The 15,689-nt window shown below is 44.7% G+C and carries 15 protein-coding genes and 1 riboswitch; of the genes, 7 read left to right on the top strand and 8 right to left on the bottom strand.

The features are described from left to right. Positions 1–26 precede the first annotated feature (26 nt). Positions 27–995 (top strand): tRNA modification radical SAM protein MnmL/YtqA, encoded by a 969-nt coding sequence (locus BGM23_RS06655; protein WP_015714564.1) that lies wholly within the window; start codon positions 27–29, stop codon positions 993–995. Next, positions 992–1,576 (top strand): tRNA 5-(aminomethyl)-2-thiouridylate-methyltransferase MnmM, encoded by a 585-nt coding sequence (locus tag BGM23_RS06650; RefSeq protein ID WP_003229113.1) that lies wholly within the window; start codon positions 992–994, stop codon positions 1,574–1,576. The genes BGM23_RS06655 and BGM23_RS06650 overlap by 4 nt, the downstream gene beginning before the upstream one ends. Here the strand turns inward: BGM23_RS06650 and tbcS are convergent. Both tbcS and ytpA read right to left on the bottom strand, forming a co-directional pair. Beyond that, the gene (tbcS, locus tag BGM23_RS06645) at positions 1,566–2,669 is read right to left on the bottom strand and encodes a tetraprenyl-beta-curcumene synthase (RefSeq protein ID WP_004399076.1); all 1,104 of its coding nucleotides are present in this window, start codon (positions 2,667–2,669) and stop codon (positions 1,566–1,568) included. The two genes, BGM23_RS06650 and tbcS, sit on opposite strands and share 11 nt — an antisense overlap. Positions 2,670–2,689: 20 nt before the next feature. Further along, complete coding sequence (ytpA, locus tag BGM23_RS06640) at positions 2,690–3,469, bottom strand: phospholipase YtpA (protein WP_003229109.1); 780 nt, start codon at positions 3,467–3,469, stop codon at positions 2,690–2,692. 48 nt (positions 3,470–3,517) lie between these two features. Here ytpA and BGM23_RS06635 point away from each other — a divergent pair, with 48 nt between their 5' ends. Next, positions 3,518–4,033 (top strand): gamma carbonic anhydrase, encoded by a 516-nt coding sequence (locus BGM23_RS06635; RefSeq protein WP_003229106.1) that lies wholly within the window; start codon positions 3,518–3,520, stop codon positions 4,031–4,033. A 245-nt stretch (positions 4,034–4,278) separates the two neighbouring features. Here the strand turns inward: BGM23_RS06635 and alaP are convergent, their stop codons facing one another. The 3 genes from alaP to metK form a co-directional block, all read right to left on the bottom strand. Then, positions 4,279–5,670, bottom strand: a complete 1,392-nt coding sequence (gene alaP / locus BGM23_RS06630) for an alanine permease AlaP (RefSeq protein ID WP_003229105.1) — start codon at positions 5,668–5,670, stop codon at positions 4,279–4,281. 135 nt (positions 5,671–5,805) lie between these two features. After that, a complete protein-coding gene (asnB, locus tag BGM23_RS06625) occupies positions 5,806–7,704 on the bottom strand; it encodes an asparagine synthase (glutamine-hydrolyzing) (protein WP_004398625.1) in 1,899 nt (632 codons plus the stop codon). A 149-nt stretch (positions 7,705–7,853) separates the two neighbouring features. Beyond that, positions 7,854–9,056 (bottom strand): methionine adenosyltransferase, encoded by a 1,203-nt coding sequence (metK, locus tag BGM23_RS06620; RefSeq protein ID WP_003229102.1) that lies wholly within the window; start codon positions 9,054–9,056, stop codon positions 7,854–7,856. A gap of 167 nt (positions 9,057–9,223) precedes the next feature. After that, positions 9,224–9,362: riboswitch (SAM riboswitch) on the bottom strand. Between the two features lie 196 nt (positions 9,363–9,558). On the opposite strand from metK, the gene pckA reads away from it, so the two are divergent. Beyond that, entirely contained in the window at positions 9,559–11,142 is a 1,584-nt protein-coding gene (pckA, locus tag BGM23_RS06615) for a phosphoenolpyruvate carboxykinase (ATP) (protein ID WP_014480627.1), read from the top strand. Between the two features lie 38 nt (positions 11,143–11,180). Here the strand turns inward: pckA and BGM23_RS06610 are convergent, their stop codons facing one another. Together BGM23_RS06610 and BGM23_RS06605 are read right to left on the bottom strand one after the other, a co-directional pair. Further along, the gene (locus BGM23_RS06610) at positions 11,181–11,423 is read right to left on the bottom strand and encodes a DUF2584 domain-containing protein (protein WP_004398611.1); all 243 of its coding nucleotides are present in this window, start codon (positions 11,421–11,423) and stop codon (positions 11,181–11,183) included. 45 nt (positions 11,424–11,468) lie between these two features. Continuing rightward, positions 11,469–12,248, bottom strand: a complete 780-nt coding sequence (locus BGM23_RS06605) for an alpha/beta hydrolase family protein (protein WP_032722369.1) — start codon at positions 12,246–12,248, stop codon at positions 11,469–11,471. Between the two features lie 151 nt (positions 12,249–12,399). Between BGM23_RS06605 and BGM23_RS06600 the strand changes: the two genes are divergently transcribed. Genes BGM23_RS06600 through BGM23_RS06590 form a run of 3 tightly spaced genes read left to right on the top strand, consistent with a single transcriptional unit; the run spans position 12,400 to position 14,986 of the window. Then, the gene (locus BGM23_RS06600) at positions 12,400–13,404 is read left to right on the top strand and encodes an ABC transporter substrate-binding protein (protein ID WP_032722370.1); all 1,005 of its coding nucleotides are present in this window, start codon (positions 12,400–12,402) and stop codon (positions 13,402–13,404) included. Between the two features lie 12 nt (positions 13,405–13,416). Then, positions 13,417–14,199, top strand: coding sequence for an ABC transporter ATP-binding protein (locus BGM23_RS06595; RefSeq protein WP_046663908.1), 783 nt, complete (start codon positions 13,417–13,419; stop codon positions 14,197–14,199). Continuing rightward, positions 14,174–14,986 carry an ABC transporter permease gene (locus BGM23_RS06590; protein WP_003229090.1) on the top strand — a complete coding sequence of 271 codons (813 nt, stop codon included), beginning with the start codon at positions 14,174–14,176 and terminating at the stop codon, positions 14,984–14,986. Before BGM23_RS06595 ends, BGM23_RS06590 begins: the two co-directional genes overlap by 26 nt. Before the next feature lie 26 nt (positions 14,987–15,012). Here the strand turns inward: BGM23_RS06590 and ytkD are convergent, their stop codons facing one another. Next, on the bottom strand, positions 15,013–15,489 hold the full coding sequence (gene ytkD, locus BGM23_RS06585; protein WP_003229087.1) for an RNA deprotection pyrophosphohydrolase: 477 nt from the start codon (positions 15,487–15,489) through the stop codon (positions 15,013–15,015). Positions 15,490–15,689: the final 200 nt, after the last annotated feature.

Below are 15,689 nucleotides of genomic sequence, written 5' to 3'. Positions count from 1 at the left end.
ATCGTACGCAAGGAGGCACATGAATTGTGATGCAGAACAATCCTTTTCCTTATTCAAATACGGAAAAACGCTATCATACATTGAATTATCATCTCAGAGAACATTTCGGCCATAAGGTGTTTAAAGTAGCGCTTGACGGCGGTTTTGACTGTCCGAATCGGGACGGCACCGTAGCCCACGGAGGCTGTACGTTTTGCAGCGCAGCAGGCTCCGGCGATTTTGCCGGAAACCGGGCCGATGATTTAATTACGCAATTCCACGACATCAAAAACCGCATGCACGAAAAATGGAAGGACGGCAAATACATCGCTTATTTTCAGGCTTTCACAAACACTCACGCCCCGGTTGAGGTGCTTCGTGAGAAATTCGAATCCGTCCTCGCCTTAGATGATGTGGTCGGCATTTCGATCGCCACACGCCCTGACTGTCTGCCTGATGATGTCGTTGATTACTTGGCAGAGCTGAATGAACGTACGTATTTGTGGGTGGAGCTTGGGCTTCAAACAGTTCATGAACGGACTGCACTTCTGATCAACCGCGCACATGATTTTAACTGCTATGTGGAAGGCGTCAATAAATTAAGAAAACACGGCATACGTGTCTGCTCGCATATTATCAACGGGCTGCCTTTGGAAGACCGGGACATGATGATGGAAACGGCAAAGGCCGTCGCAGATTTGGACGTCCAGGGCATTAAAATTCATCTGCTTCACCTACTGAAAGGCACGCCGATGGTCAAGCAATATGAAAAGGGCCAGCTGGAATTTCTTTCTCAAGATGATTATGTGCAGCTCGTGTGCGATCAGCTTGAGATCATTCCGCCTGAAATGATCGTCCACCGCATTACAGGTGACGGACCGATTGAGTTGATGATCGGGCCAATGTGGAGCGTCAACAAATGGGAAGTGCTTGGCGCCATTAATAAAGAGCTAGAAAATCGAGGCAGCTATCAAGGAAAGTTCTTTCAGCGCCTTGAGGAGGAATCAGCGCTATGATTTTGAAGAAAATTCTTCCTTATAGCAAAGAACTGCTGAAAATGGCCGCGGGAGAAGGAGATATTGTCGTAGATGCGACAATGGGCAACGGACATGATACACAGTTTTTAGCGGAGCTTGTTGGTGAAAACGGCCATGTATACGCATTCGACATCCAAGAATCAGCCGTGGCCAATACAAAGGAACGGCTCGGTGACATGTATCAAGCGCGAACAACGTTATTTCAAAAAAGCCATGATAAAATCGCTGAATCCCTCCCGCCTGAAACACATGGCAAAGTGGCGGCCGCGGTATTTAACCTCGGCTATTTGCCGGGCGGGGACAAATCAATTACGACAAACGGCAGTTCTACGATCAAAGCAATTGAACAGCTTCTCAGCATCATGAAAGACGAAGGTCTGATTGTTCTCGTCGTCTATCATGGCCACCCGGAAGGCAAAGCTGAAAAAAACGACGTGCTCGAGTTTTGCCGGGACTTGGACCAGCAATCAGCCCGTGTATTAACATACGGATTTTTCAATCAGCAAAATGACCCGCCATTTATTGTCGCCATCGAAAAAAAAGCTCAGATCAGCAAATGATTTGAGCTTTTTTCTTTGAGTTTTTCATCCAGGACATTTTTTGAAATTTCCGGTAGGCTCTGCCGTTGATATAAAAGAAAAGGGAGGTTTTTCCGCTGGCTTTGATCAGCTTCTTTGCGAGCCGGCCCATTTCCTTTTGGCCTGCCACTTTATCATCTGACAAATAAACACCAAGCAAGCCGCGATTGATTAAACGATGGAAGTTTTCATGCGGAATGCCTTGTAAATGCTCGTCGGCTTTATGGATAAAGTGTTCAAGCCGGTCCATCATCTCTTCATGAGACTGATAATACGAGCAGAAATTCAAGTCTCCTTCCAGCAAGTCCTCCTCTTGATCAATCAAATAATCAAGCAGGATATGAAGGCCCTGTATGTAAGGAAAATAACTGTCGCGGATTTTTTTAGCGGTGCTTTCTGTGAAATCAGGCTGGAACGAATACGCAACCAGACAGAAAATGCCTAACGTTGAGCCTGCACAGGCTGAAAATTCATACCATTCCATCTCAGGCAGCTCTGATTCATATTGAGTAAACCACTTTTCAAGCCGCGGAACACGCTCATGCTCAATAACGTGCTTATGCACCTGCAAATCGCAATAATAGCCGCACAGTTCAAGCAGATAAGGTTTAATCATGTCATAGTGCTCAATGGAACCAAGGACACGCTGGCACGTTTTGACCAGTTCGTGCAGATATCCGCTGTCATCCTGTTCTTCCCTGAATTGATAATAGTTTTGCAGTTCCGCCCCAACTGTCAGTGCATCCTGCATTGAGGCATGGAGCATCCGAAAATCCTGCGGGTCCAGCGAGGTGCTGCGGTCACACAGATTGTCCAAATAATCACTAATCGTTTGATACGCGATGATAAACTCGACACATTTCTGTTTTTGGCTGCCTGACAATAAGGCCAGTATGCCGCCGCCTTCACAGTGAAACGTTTTGTCCCGAATACTTGCGGTTGCCTGTGCTTTCAATTCACTGTTATGAATCGATTCTGATTTTTGCTTCCATATGTCCAGCTCTTGATGAACGAGCGGAAAAATATCTCGATATACCTTTGCCATCAATCCAAAAGGATGTTCCGGTACTGTCAACACATGCACCCCCTACTAGTTCAAATATATTGATCAGTAAACGCTCTTGCTGCTTTAAAAACATCTTCTCTCTCGGGTTCATTGAAGATCTCATGGTAAAGCCCTTCCCACTCTCTGTATGCTTTATTATGAGAAGCAACACCATTAAACCACTTGATGACCATCGTTTTGTCAACAAGCTTGTCATCACCGGCTTGCATCACAAGAAGCGGAACTTTCAAAAATGCCTCTGTCGGCACCATTGCCGATTCAATTGTCTTTAAAAGCTCTCTGTACCATCTGACAGAAACTTTCCTGACGTATAACGAATCATTTTGGTCAGCCTCAATGACGTCCTCATTGCGCGTCGCCATATCAATTGATAATCCCGAATCAACCTTAAGTGACGGAGCGATGACATTCAGGCCTTTTGATGCAAGATCAAGCGCTTTATTCACTTTAATTTGCAGTCCGAGACACGGTGATGATAAAATAATTCCCGTAATCTTGGGATTTCTTTGCTGTTTAATCCATTCAATCGCGACCAGACCGCCCATGCTGTGACCTAGAAGAAAAACCGGCAGATCAAAAGTTCGCGCTTTATCTATCCAAGCATCTACTTCATCAATGTATTCTTGAAACGAGCGAATATGCCCTCTCGCTCTTGTCGTTGTTCCCTGTCCAGGCAAATCGCCCATGACAACGTGATAACCCGAAGACCGCCACATTTCAATCAGCCATTTATATCGTCCGTGATATTCACTTGCCCCGTGAATGATTACAATCACTGCAACAGGTCTGTCTGCTTTCCAGGTCCACATGTTCTTCACCTCATACGAAATTTAAATAGAGAAAGAAGGATGAATCTTATGATCTACCCTTATAAGGAACACAAGCCAGATATCCACCCAACAGCCTTTATAGCTGATAATGCAACAATTACCGGTGATGTCGTGATCGGAGAACAGTCCAGCATTTGGTTTTCTGTTGTCATAAGGGGAGATGTTGCGCCGACCAGAATCGGAAACAGAGTCAATATCCAAGATTTAAGCTGCCTCCATCAAAGCCCGAACAAGACGCTGCTCATTGAAGATGACGCCACGATAGGCCATCAGGTTACACTTCATAGCGCTGTTATCCGCAAGAACGCCTTAATCGGGATGGGCTCAATCATTTTAGACGGAGCCGAAATTGGCGAAGGCGCTTTTATTGGTGCCGGCAGTCTTGTCCCGCCCGGAAAAATCATTCCGCCTGACCATCTCGCCTTTGGCCGCCCTGCAAAAGTCATCCGCCCTTTGACGGAAGAAGACCGAAAAGATATGCAAAGAATACGGTCAGAATATGTAGAAAAGGGCCAATATTATAAATTTCTTCAACAAACATAAGACCTGCTTCGTCTTACTTTACCATTTTTCAAATTATATTTGAAAGCAATAACCATCGTTAACCCGGACGTCATAACAGTTCGGGTTTCGATTTTTCCATAAAACGTTCACATATAGCATGAAACGTATGACTTTTATCTTATCACAAAACTATAAACAGCCTCTGCAAAAACACATACCTATTCTTTCCTGTTCTCTATTTTCTATGAGCACACACAAAAAGAGCCCACTGGGAGCTCTTTTTGTCAGCTGATATTTCGTTCGCTGGCAGCAGCTGCATTTTTTTTATGAAACCCTTTTCCATAGTACACAGCCAGCAAGATGAGAAACCATATCGGCCCGATAATCACGGCTACTCTTGTATCAGGGCTGTAAGCCATAAGAATGACGACGAATGCTAGAAATGCCAATGACACATAAGACGTAAACGGAAATAAAGGCATTTTGTACTTTAATTGTTTCTTTTCTTCCGGCTTCAAACTTTTCCTGTATTTTATTTGAGAAAGCAAAATGATTGCCCACGTCCAAATCGCTCCGAACGTCGCAATACTTGTAACCCAAGTAAATACCTTCGCAGGGACAACATAGTTTAACAGCACTCCGACTAATAAAGCGCCCGCTGAAGCCAGAACAGCTTTACCCGGGATGCCGCCTTTCGTCAGCTGACCATATGCTTGTGGCGCCTCTTTCTGTTCCGCCAAGTTAAACAGCATCCGCCCTGTGCTGAAAATACCGCTGTTGCATGAAGACAGCGCGGCTGTCAACACGACAAAGTTAATGATACCTGCGGCCGATGGAATGCCCACTTTTTGAAATGTGAGAACAAATGGACTTCCTTGAGAGCCAATTTCCTGCCACGGATAAATAGACATAATGACAAATAAAGCGCCTACATAAAAAATCAAAATCCGCCAAAATACTGTATCGATTGCTTTGGCTAACGATTTTTGCGGGTTTTTTACTTCGCCAGCCGTCACCCCGATCATTTCAATCCCTAAATAGGCGAACATGACCATTTGAAGAGACAATAGAACCCCTTTTAATCCATGAGGGAAAAATCCTCCGTTGTTCCACAAATTACTGATTCCGGTGGCAATGCCCCCATTGCCGACTCCTGCAATAATCATCAATAAACCGACTGCAATCATGGATAAGATCGCAACAATTTTAATCAATGCGAACCAAAATTCCAGCTCACCGTAAGCTTTGACAGCCAGGAAATTAACACCCGTCATAATGACCAGTGCCGATAATGCCCAAATCCAGTTTGGCACGTCAGGAAACCAGAACCCCATATAGATACCGACAGCAGTAATTTCGGCCATACAGGTGACAACCCATAAAAACCAGTAGTTCCACCCTGTTAAATAGCCTGCAAGCGGTCCCAAGTAGTCACGCGCATACCTGCTGAAGGAGCCTGCGACCGGTTTTTGAATGGCCATTTCCCCAAGCGCTCTCATAATAAAAAACATGACCAGGCCGCTTGCGGCATACGCTACCAAAATACCAGGCCCTGCTAATTGAATAGCTGATGCGGAGCCGAGGAACAACCCTACTCCTATAGCAGCTCCTAAAGACATTAAAGAAATATGCCTTTCTTCGAGTCCGCGGTGCAGCTCTTGTTTTTGTTTTTGCATGCTTCTTCTCCCCTAGAAAAAAATATCATTATATCATTTTTCTGAATATTCCGTACGGATTGGGTAAATCAATGATGATGGAGAAATAAAAGGATAACAACAAGGCTTTCGACTACTCGAAAGCCTTGTTGTCTGTTACACAAAGATGACTTCTTTAGGCTGATGGCTCAGCTCTTCAGGCATATACCGTTTTTCAATATTGATGCTGTGCCAGATCATAAAGATTAGCACAGTCCAAATTTTACGGCTGTTATCAGCCTTGTCCGCACAATGGTCTTCAAGAAGCTGAAGGACATAATCCTTATGGATATAAGCATCCGTTTGGCTTTCTTGAATAATATTCCGCACCCATTCGTTCATTTCGTTTTTCAGCCAATGACGGATCGGTACAGGGAAACCAAGCTTTTTGCGGTTTAATACGTGCTCAGGCACAATTCCTTCAGCGGCTTTGCGAAGAAGATACTTCGTCGTGCCGTTCTTCGTTTTCAGCTCATCAGGAATTTTTGAAGCGACGTCGAATACGACTTTATCCAAGAACGGCACACGCAGTTCCAAAGAATTCGCCATCGTCATTTTATCCGCCTTTAACAAAATGTCGCCGCGCATCCAAGTGTGGATATCGACATACTGCATTTTGTTGATATCGCTGTACGAGCTGCTTTCTGTAAAGTAAGTCTTCGTCACATCGCGATATGAAAGGTTCGGATTATAATGCTTCAACAGCTGCTTTTTGACAGACTCTTCAAAGATTTTCGCGTTACCGATATAACGATCCTGAAGCGGAGTACAGCCGCGCTCAAGCAGGCTCTTTCCTCTCATACCTTCAGGCATAACGGCAGCAACGTGCAGAAGCATCTTTTTCAAGCCGGACGGAATCCGTTCAAACGGTTTAAGCGAAAGCGGTTCACGGTAAATGTTATATCCGCCGAAGAGCTCATCCGCTCCTTCACCTGATAAAGCAACTGTAACATGTTTTTTCGCTTCTTTTGCAACAAAGTACAACGGAATCGCTGCCGGATCAGCAAGCGGGTCATCAAAATGCCATACGATCTTCGGAAGCTCATTCATGTATTCCTCAGGCGAAATGACTTTGCTGATATTTTCAATGCCCAGCGCCGCTGCCGTTTCTTTCGCTACATCAACCTCACTGAAGCCCTGCTGTTCAAAGCCGACAGAGAATGTTTTTAAGCTTGGATGAAATTCCTTCGCAACAGACACAATAAAGGAAGAATCAATCCCGCCAGACAGGAATGAACCGACAGGAACGTCACTTCTCATATGAACGTTTACAGAGTCATAGATCGCGTCTCGGACTTCTTTCACAAGCTTGTCTTCTTCAGTCTGAACCGGCTTGAAGTTCGCTTTGAAATACGTTTTGAATGTGATATCGCCGTCCGGGCGGATTGTGAATTGTGAACCCGGCTCTACTTTTTTCACATGAGCATCAAGCGTGCTTGGTTCAGGAACAAATTGGAAAGACATGTACTGCTGCAATGCCTCTTTATCTATTTCAATATCATTCTGAGCAACCATTAAACTTTTTCTCTCTGAGGCAAAATAAACCTGATCATTGATCGTTGTGTAGTACAACGGTTTAATGCCGAATGGATCTCTTGCCCCATAAAGCACATGATCGTTTTTATTCCAAATCAGAAAGGCAAACATACCGCGCAGTTTGGACGCCGCTTCTTCTTTATAGTGACGGTAAGTCGCAAGAAGAACCTCTGTGTCCGAATCCGTGTTGAATGTGTACCCCTTTGCTTCAAGTTCTTCTCTCAGTTCGATATAGTTATAGATTTCTCCGTTAAAGATAATCCAATATGTTTCATCTTCATATGATAAAGGCTGTCCGCCATTTTCTACATCAATAATGCTGAGCCGTCTGAATCCGAAGCCGACGTGCTCATCATGGAAATATCCATCACTGTCAGGACCGCGGTGAACGATCATTTGGTTCATTTGTTTGATTAGTTCTTCTTGATCAGCGGTTTGAGCTAACGGATGCTTGTTAAAAACCCCGACAAATCCACACATAGTATTGCCTCCATAATTAAAATTGTCATCATTGAACCCCTATTTATAGACGCTGTGAATAGTATTTGGTTTCACAGTTATGTAAAAAAATAAACATGAATACAACGATAAAAAAGGGAAAGCCGCTTAACCAGTAAGCGGCTATAAAATTATTCTCCTAACGCTTCTTTACGCAGCTGCTCCGCTTTGTCTGTGCGCTCCCATGGAAGGTCAACATCGTGACGTCCAAAGTGGCCGTACGCAGCAGTTTGTTTATAGATCGGACGGCGCAAATCAAGCATTTTGATAATGCCGGCAGGTCGTAAATCAAAGTTATTGCGAACAACTTCAATCAGTTTTTCCTCAGAAGCTTTTCCTGAACCGAATGTGTTGATTGAGATTGACACAGGCTGTGCAACACCGATCGCGTAAGCAAGCTGTACTTCGCAAGAATCAGCAAGCTCAGCCGCAACGATGTTTTTCGCAACGTATCTTGCCGCATAAGCTGCAGAACGGTCTACCTTCGTCGCGTCCTTACCTGAGAACGCGCCTCCGCCGTGGCGTGCATAGCCGCCGTACGTATCAACGATGATTTTGCGTCCTGTAAGTCCCGCATCCCCTTGAGGGCCTCCGATTACGAAACGTCCTGTAGGGTTGATGAAATATTTTGTTTCTTCATCAATCAGCTCTTCAGGAACAACCGGATTGATTACATGTTCTTTAATGTTGCGCTGAATTTGCTCAAGTGTAATTTCAGGGTGATGCTGAGTTGAAATAACAATCGCGTCAATGCGGACTGGTTTGTTATTTTCATCGTACTCAACCGTCACCTGTGTTTTGCCGTCAGGGCGAAGGTACGGAAGAATATCTTCTTTACGGACTTCACTTAGGCGGCGGGCTAATTTATGGGCAAGTGAAATTGGAAGAGGCATAAGCTCTTTCGTTTCGTTGCACGCATAACCGAACATTAATCCTTGGTCACCCGCACCAATCGCTTCAATTTCTTCGTCGCTCATTGTGCCTTCACGGGCTTCAAGCGCTTGGTCTACGCCCATCGCGATATCAGCAGACTGCTCATCAATTGATGTTAAAACCGCACAAGTTTCCGCATCAAATCCGTATTTTGCACGTGTGTATCCGATTTCTTTAATGGTTTGGCGAACCGTTTTCGGAATGTCAACATACGTAGAAGTTGTGATCTCTCCGCTTACAAGAACCAAACCTGTTGTCACAGATGTTTCACAAGCAACACGCGCGTTAGGGTCTTTCTTTAAAATTTCATCTAAAATGCTGTCAGAAATCTGGTCACAGATTTTATCCGGATGCCCCTCCGTAACAGATTCTGATGTAAATAAACGACGATTTTTACTCATGATTTGCTTCCTCCTGCACAAGGCCTCCCGAAAGACCTTGTATATATGATACGGAACTCGCTCCCTCTTATACAATGTACAGTTATATTAGAGAATGTTAATTGGCATATTTATGAAATAAAAAAACCTTTTCCATCGAGGAAAGGGTTTGGTCTTTGTGCCTTTCACTCTTATCGCTCAAGGAATCATACAACCTTGCAACAGGTTAGCACCTTGGTTGTCTCACTCAGTTGAACATAATAAATAACAGAGAAACCGGTTGCTGGGCTTCATAGGGCCTGTCCCTCCGCCAGCTCGGGATAAGAGTATCCGCTCAATGAAATATCTTATCGTAAAAGGGTTTGCAATGTCAATATGATTCAGAAGAAATAGGCACCTATATTGAGGGAAAACAATGGAAATGCACACACAAAAAATAATAAATAGTATAGACTATTTGAAAATATATGTTATACTAATTCACAATTAGCAAAACACAAAAAACGATAAAGGAAGGTTTCATATGAACTCAGTTGATTTGACCGCTGATTTACAAGCCTTATTAACATGTCCAAATGTGCGTCATAATTTATCTGCAGCACAGCTAACAGAAAAAGTCCTCTCCCGAAACGAAGGCATTTTAACATCCACAGGTGCTGTTCGCGCGACAACAGGCGCTTACACAGGACGCTCACCTAAAGATAAATTCATCGTGGAGGAAGAAAGCACGAAAAATAAGATCGATTGGGGCCCGGTGAATCAGCCGATTTCAGAAGAAGCGTTTGAGCGGCTGTACACGAAAGTTGTCAGCTATTTAAAGGAGCGAGATGAACTGTTTGTTTTCGAAGGATTTGCCGGAGCAGACGAGAAATACAGGCTGCCAATCACTGTCGTAAATGAGTTCGCATGGCACAATTTATTTGCGCGGCAGCTGTTTATCCGTCCGGAAGGAAATGATAAGAAAACAGTTGAGCAGCCGTTCACCATTCTTTCTGCTCCGCATTTCAAAGCGGATCCAAAAACAGACGGCACTCATTCCGAAACGTTTATTATTGTCTCTTTCGAAAAGCGGACAATTTTAATCGGCGGAACTGAGTATGCCGGTGAAATGAAGAAGTCCATTTTCTCCATTATGAATTTCCTGCTGCCTGAAAGAGATATTTTATCTATGCACTGCTCCGCCAATGTCGGTGAAAAAGGCGATGTTGCCCTTTTCTTCGGACTGTCAGGAACAGGCAAGACCACCCTGTCGGCAGATGCTGACCGCAAGCTGATCGGTGACGATGAACATGGCTGGTCTGATACAGGCGTCTTTAATATTGAAGGCGGGTGCTACGCTAAGTGCATTCATTTAAGCGAGGAAAAGGAGCCGCAAATCTTTAACGCGATCCGCTTCGGGTCTGTTCTCGAAAATGTCGTTGTGGATGAAGATACACGCGAAGCCAATTATGATGATTCCTTCTATACTGAAAACACGCGGGCAGCTTACCCGATTCATATGATTGACAACATCGTGACTCCAAGCATGGCCGGCCATCCGTCAGCAATTGTATTTTTGACGGCTGATGCCTTCGGAGTCCTGCCGCCGATCAGCAAACTAACGAAGGAGCAGGCGATGTACCATTTCTTGAGCGGTTACACGAGTAAGCTTGCCGGAACCGAACGTGGTGTCACGTCTCCTGAAACGACGTTTTCTACATGCTTCGGCTCACCGTTCCTGCCGCTTCCTGCTCACGTCTATGCTGAAATGCTCGGCAAAAAGATCGATGAACACGGCGCAGACGTTTTCTTAGTCAATACCGGCTGGACCGGGGGCGGCTACGGCACAGGCGAACGAATGAAGCTTTCTTACACTAGAGCAATGGTCAAAGCAGCGATTGAAGGAAAATTAGAGGATGCAGAAATGATAACTGACGATATTTTCGGCCTGCACATTCCGGCCCATGTTCCTGGCGTTCCTGATCATATCCTTCAGCCTGAAAACACGTGGACCAACAAGGAAGAATACAAAGAAAAAGCAGTCTACCTTGCAAATGAATTCAAAGAGAACTTTAAAAAGTTCGCACATACCGATGCCATCGCCCAGGCAGGCGGCCCTCTCGTATAAAAAACAAAAGCCAAGAGCAATTATGCTCTTGGCTTGTTTTAATTGACGGAATGCAAAGAAGTCAGCTTATATGTAATGATGGTCCGGCCTTCTTCCCATTGAAGCTTCTGCACTTCAGCTGTGCCTGACTTTTCGCCAAACTTTGTTTTGCGTACATCCATTGGAATCTCCATCGGATATACTCGGTATCCGTCCTTCTCTAACGTGAATATATTCTCATCTATGCGGACTTCTTTTCCTTTTGTCACAATCAGTGTATTAAATTCAACAGGCATTCCCAAAGTGAAATCCCCTTTCGTTCTCTTTTTTCTTTATCATAACATATTTCACTGACAGCGGTTTTTCATCCATTGTGTGAGCTGCCGCACGATACGCCGGTTTTCTTTTGGCGGGAAATAATGTGTGAATGTACTGTAGTACCATGTCTCCACCGGCTTATGCAGTTGTTTTAGCTTCTCTTCAAATAAATAGGAATGCTGAATCGAAACATTTTGGTCTTTTTCTCCATGGATTAACAGCACGGGAGCCTGAATTTTGTTTACTTGGTCAAACGGTGTCCTCCATTGATATTCCTCAGGCACCTTTTTCGGTGTTCCGCCGATGACTCTTTTCATCATTCGCCGCAAATCCTGCCGCTCCTCGTATGTAAGAATCATATCACTGACGCCTCCCCAGGAAACAAATGAAGCTGCCTGCCCGCCCATTTCGATCGCAGTGAGCATTCCCATAATTCCGCCGCGGGAAAAACCGAAGATGTGGATTCTATCCTTCTTGACATTTGGGTGCTGCTGAAGCAGGCGAAAAGCAGAAAATGCATCCTCCCTGTCTTCTCCTGCAAAATCCTCATTGCCTTCTCCTCCTTGATTTCCTCTGTAAAAAGGAGCAAACACCACAAACCCTTGGGATGCAAACTGGATAATCCGGCCCGGCCGAACCATGCCCACGCTTTTAATCCCGCCGCGCAAATATAAAAATCCGTCATATTGTCCCGGTTCCGCCGGCTCAGCCAGAAGCCCCTTAACCCGTAATCCATTTGACAGATAGCAGATCGTATACAAACGCACATGCTGGCTTGGCGACGGAAATCTTCTTTTCTCTATAATCAAAACAGCCGCCTCCTTTTTTTCTATATGCTTTCCTTACTCCAAAATTACATCCGGAGAACCTGGTTAGGCATTCACACATTTTTATACCCATCATACGATATGTAAAGCAAAAAAGGATATTAACTTGATGCGAAATAAGGAGGTTGTCTATGTGAACAGATGGTTAAGGCTGGGCTTCGCCTGTGTCGGCAGTATCTTTCTGATGATCGCCCTGGCGGCTTGCAAGCAGGAAGAAACGCTCACCAAAGTCAAAGTAGCTGAAGTGACCCATTCAATTTTTTACGCACCTTTATATGTTGCTGAGTCTAAAGGTTTTTTTAAGGAAGAAGGGCTTGATGTCGATGTGAATACGACCTGGGGCGGAGATAAAACGATGACATCGCTTCTTTCCAACGGCTCCGACATCGCGCTTGTCGGGTCAGAAACATCTATTTATGTCGAAGCGCAAGGGGCTAAAGATCCCGTCATTAATTTCGCCCAGCTGACTCAGACAGACGGAACGTTTCTTGTCGCGAGAGAAGATGTTGAACACTTCGACTGGGATCAGCTGAAAGGAAAAACGTTTCTCGGTCAGCGAAAAGGCGGCATGCCGCAAATGGTCGGCGAGTATGTACTGAACAAACATAAGATTGACCCGCATAAGGATATAGACCTCATCCAGAACATAGACTTCGCCAATATTGCCAATGCGTTTGCTTCTGGAACCGGTGAGTATGTACAGCTCTTTGAACCGCAGGCTTCTCTCTTTGAGAAAAAAGGCATCGGCCATATCGTGGCTTCATTCGGAGAAGAATCAGGAGAGGTTCCTTATACGACTTTTATGGCGAAACAAAGCTATTTGAAGAAAAATGAAGACACAGCCGTCAAGTTTACAAAAGCCATTTATAAGGCGCAGCAGTGGGTTGAAAACCATTCTGCGAAGGACATCACAGATGCCATTAAAGATGAATTTGATGATACCGACCCAGACGTCATCGAAACATCCATTGAACGCTATAAAAAACAGCATTCATATTCACCAGACCCTCTGCTTAACGAAAAAGAATGGGAGCTTCTCCAAACCATTATGGATAAATCGGGAGAACTGCCGAAGCACATTCCATACAATCAGCTTGTAAATAAAGAAATTGCTGAAAAAGTCACCTCGGAGAAATAGGAGGCGCCATCTATGTCTTTCTTACATGTCGACCATGTAACCCATACTTATTTTTCTATTAAAGAAAAAACAACGGCTGTGCGGGATATTCATTTCGATGCCGAAAAAGGCGATTTCATCTCATTTCTCGGCCCAAGCGGCTGCGGAAAAACAACATTGCTTTCCATTATTGCCGGTTTGATTGAGCCATCAGAAGGCAGAGTTCTGATTGAAGGCCGTGAGCCGAATCAAAAAGAACATAATATTGGCTATATGCTTCAGCAGGATTACTTATTTCCCTGGAAATCTATCGAGGAAAATGTGCTTCTCGGTTTAAAAATCGCCGACACGCTGACAGAAGAAAGCAAAACCGCTGCACTCGGTCTATTGCCGGAGTTCGGCCTCATAGATGTGGAGAAAAAATATCCGAAAGAACTGTCAGGCGGGATGCGCCAGCGGGCTGCGCTTGCAAGAACACTTGCGCCTAACCCTAGTCTGCTTTTGCTGGATGAGCCATTTTCCGCGCTTGATTTTCAGACAAAGCTGTCTTTGGAAAACCTGGTATTCCGCACATTAAAGGAATATCAAAAAACAGCAGTGCTTGTCACTCATGATATAGGGGAAGCGATAGCGATGAGCGATACGATCTTTTTATTTTCAAATCAGCCGGGCACCATCCATCAGATTTTTACCATTCCTAAGGAATTGGCCGCGATGTTGCCTTTTGACGCCCGTCAGGAACCTTCCTTCCAGACACTGTTTCAAACGATATGGAAGGAGCTGAATTCTCTTGAGAAACAGCAAAGAAACCATTGATCTGCTTCACGAGCAGTATCAATTCAAACAGAAAAAGGAAAAGTGGAAGGTCCATTCCTTTCAGCTTGCCATATTTATTCTCTTTTTCTCGGGCTGGGAAATCTCCAGCAGGCAGGGCTGGATCGATCCGCTGATCTTCAGCTCTCCATCAGCTGTGTGGCGATTATTGCTGGAGAAACTTGGTGACGGTTCTTTACTGTCACACATCGGCGTCACTTTATTTGAAACGGTGCTTGGCTTTTTGCTCGGGACGTTTATGGGCACGTGCCTAGCCGCTTTGTTATGGTGGTCTAACCGACTTGCCAGAATTTTAGATCCGTATCTTGTGATTTTGAACGCAATGCCGAAAGTGGCCCTGGGCCCGATCCTGATTGTCGCGCTCGGTCCCAGTTTTATCAGCATCATTGCGATGGGAGCCATCATCAGCGTCATTATCACAACCATCGTTGTCTACACCGCCTTCCAAGAGGTCGACGAAAACTATACGAAAGTCATGAAAACATTCGGCGCAAAAAAGTGGGTTATTTTTAAAGAAGTCATACTGCCTGCATCCTCCCCCGCGATTATTTCAACACTAAAAGTGAACGTCGGTTTATCATGGGTTGGCGTTATTGTAGGGGAATTCCTCGTTTCGAAGGTCGGATTAGGATATATGATTATTTACGGATTCCAAGTCTTCAATTTTACACTCGTCTTCTTAAGCCTGCTGATCATCGCCATCTTCGCCACTCTGATGTATCAGGGCGTCGAGCTGCTGGAAAAGAAATGGACGAAGGGGAGGACATAAAAAACCCGGCACATGTGCCGGGTTTTTTATTCAATCCATCCAGATTCTTTCAGTTTTTTCAAGCTGATCGGAAGAACGGAATCCTTCATAATAAAGCTGAATTTTTTATTGCGGGAAAGGTTCTCCGGCAGCTCGTGAAACAAAACCGGGCCTTTCGTTTCAAAGTAATCAGCCTGCTTTTCAAGCTTTTCTATATCTGCAAAATATATATTTTTTACAATCACTTTTTCTTTTCCGAGAACTTTATACTGTCCGAGATACTTGAGGCTTTTGACTCTCGCGCCCGTCTCTTCCTTTACTTCCCGGAGCGCAGCCTCTTCTGCGCACTCCATCGGCTCTACTTTCCCGCCTGGAAACTCATAGCCTCTGTCCTCATGTTCTGTTAAAAGCCATTTGCCGCCAAAACGGCAAATCACCCAGACATGCTTCGGGCTGTCCGAGAAAGGCTGATCGTCAAAGGAAAGCTGAACAGTATTCTGATAATAATCTTTAAACTCGTACATGTTTATCCCTCAAATCCGTTCCTAGCTATCTTCCATACATCATACCACAGTTACGTTTCTTCGGAAGCCTTTTATCAAAAAATAAGGGAAACCCAGCACGCCGTCAGGTTCTGCATGCAGACTAGCTCGTACAGTTTTTTTGCGATACTTTTGCCGGAAAGTGCGACCGACGCTCTGGGCTTTATTATGACCCGCGAACA

This window comes from Bacillus sp. FJAT-14266, from assembly GCF_001719225.1.
GTDB lineage: Bacteria > Bacillota > Bacilli > Bacillales > Bacillaceae > Bacillus > Bacillus subtilis.
This window is presented reverse-complemented; position numbering and strand designations above follow the sequence as displayed.

Bases quoted from the DNA above. Each gene is read 5' to 3' on its own strand.
- BGM23_RS06595 (WP_046663908.1), top strand. From the start codon at position 13,417: ATGTCTTTCTTACATGTCGACCATGTAACCCATACTTATTTTTCTATT.
- ytpA (WP_003229109.1), bottom strand. From the start codon at position 3,469: ATGTGGACCTGGAAAGCAGACAGACCTGTTGCAGTGATTGTAATCATT.
- pckA (WP_014480627.1), top strand. From the start codon at position 9,559: ATGAACTCAGTTGATTTGACCGCTGATTTACAAGCCTTATTAACATGT.
- metK (WP_003229102.1), bottom strand. From the start codon at position 9,056: ATGAGTAAAAATCGTCGTTTATTTACATCAGAATCTGTTACGGAGGGG.
- asnB (WP_004398625.1), bottom strand. From the start codon at position 7,704: ATGTGTGGATTTGTCGGGGTTTTTAACAAGCATCCGTTAGCTCAAACC.
- BGM23_RS06635 (WP_003229106.1), top strand. From the start codon at position 3,518: ATGATCTACCCTTATAAGGAACACAAGCCAGATATCCACCCAACAGCC.
- ytkD (WP_003229087.1), bottom strand. From the start codon at position 15,489: ATGTACGAGTTTAAAGATTATTATCAGAATACTGTTCAGCTTTCCTTT.
- alaP (WP_003229105.1), bottom strand. From the start codon at position 5,670: ATGCAAAAACAAAAACAAGAGCTGCACCGCGGACTCGAAGAAAGGCAT.
- BGM23_RS06650 (WP_003229113.1), top strand. From the start codon at position 992: ATGATTTTGAAGAAAATTCTTCCTTATAGCAAAGAACTGCTGAAAATG.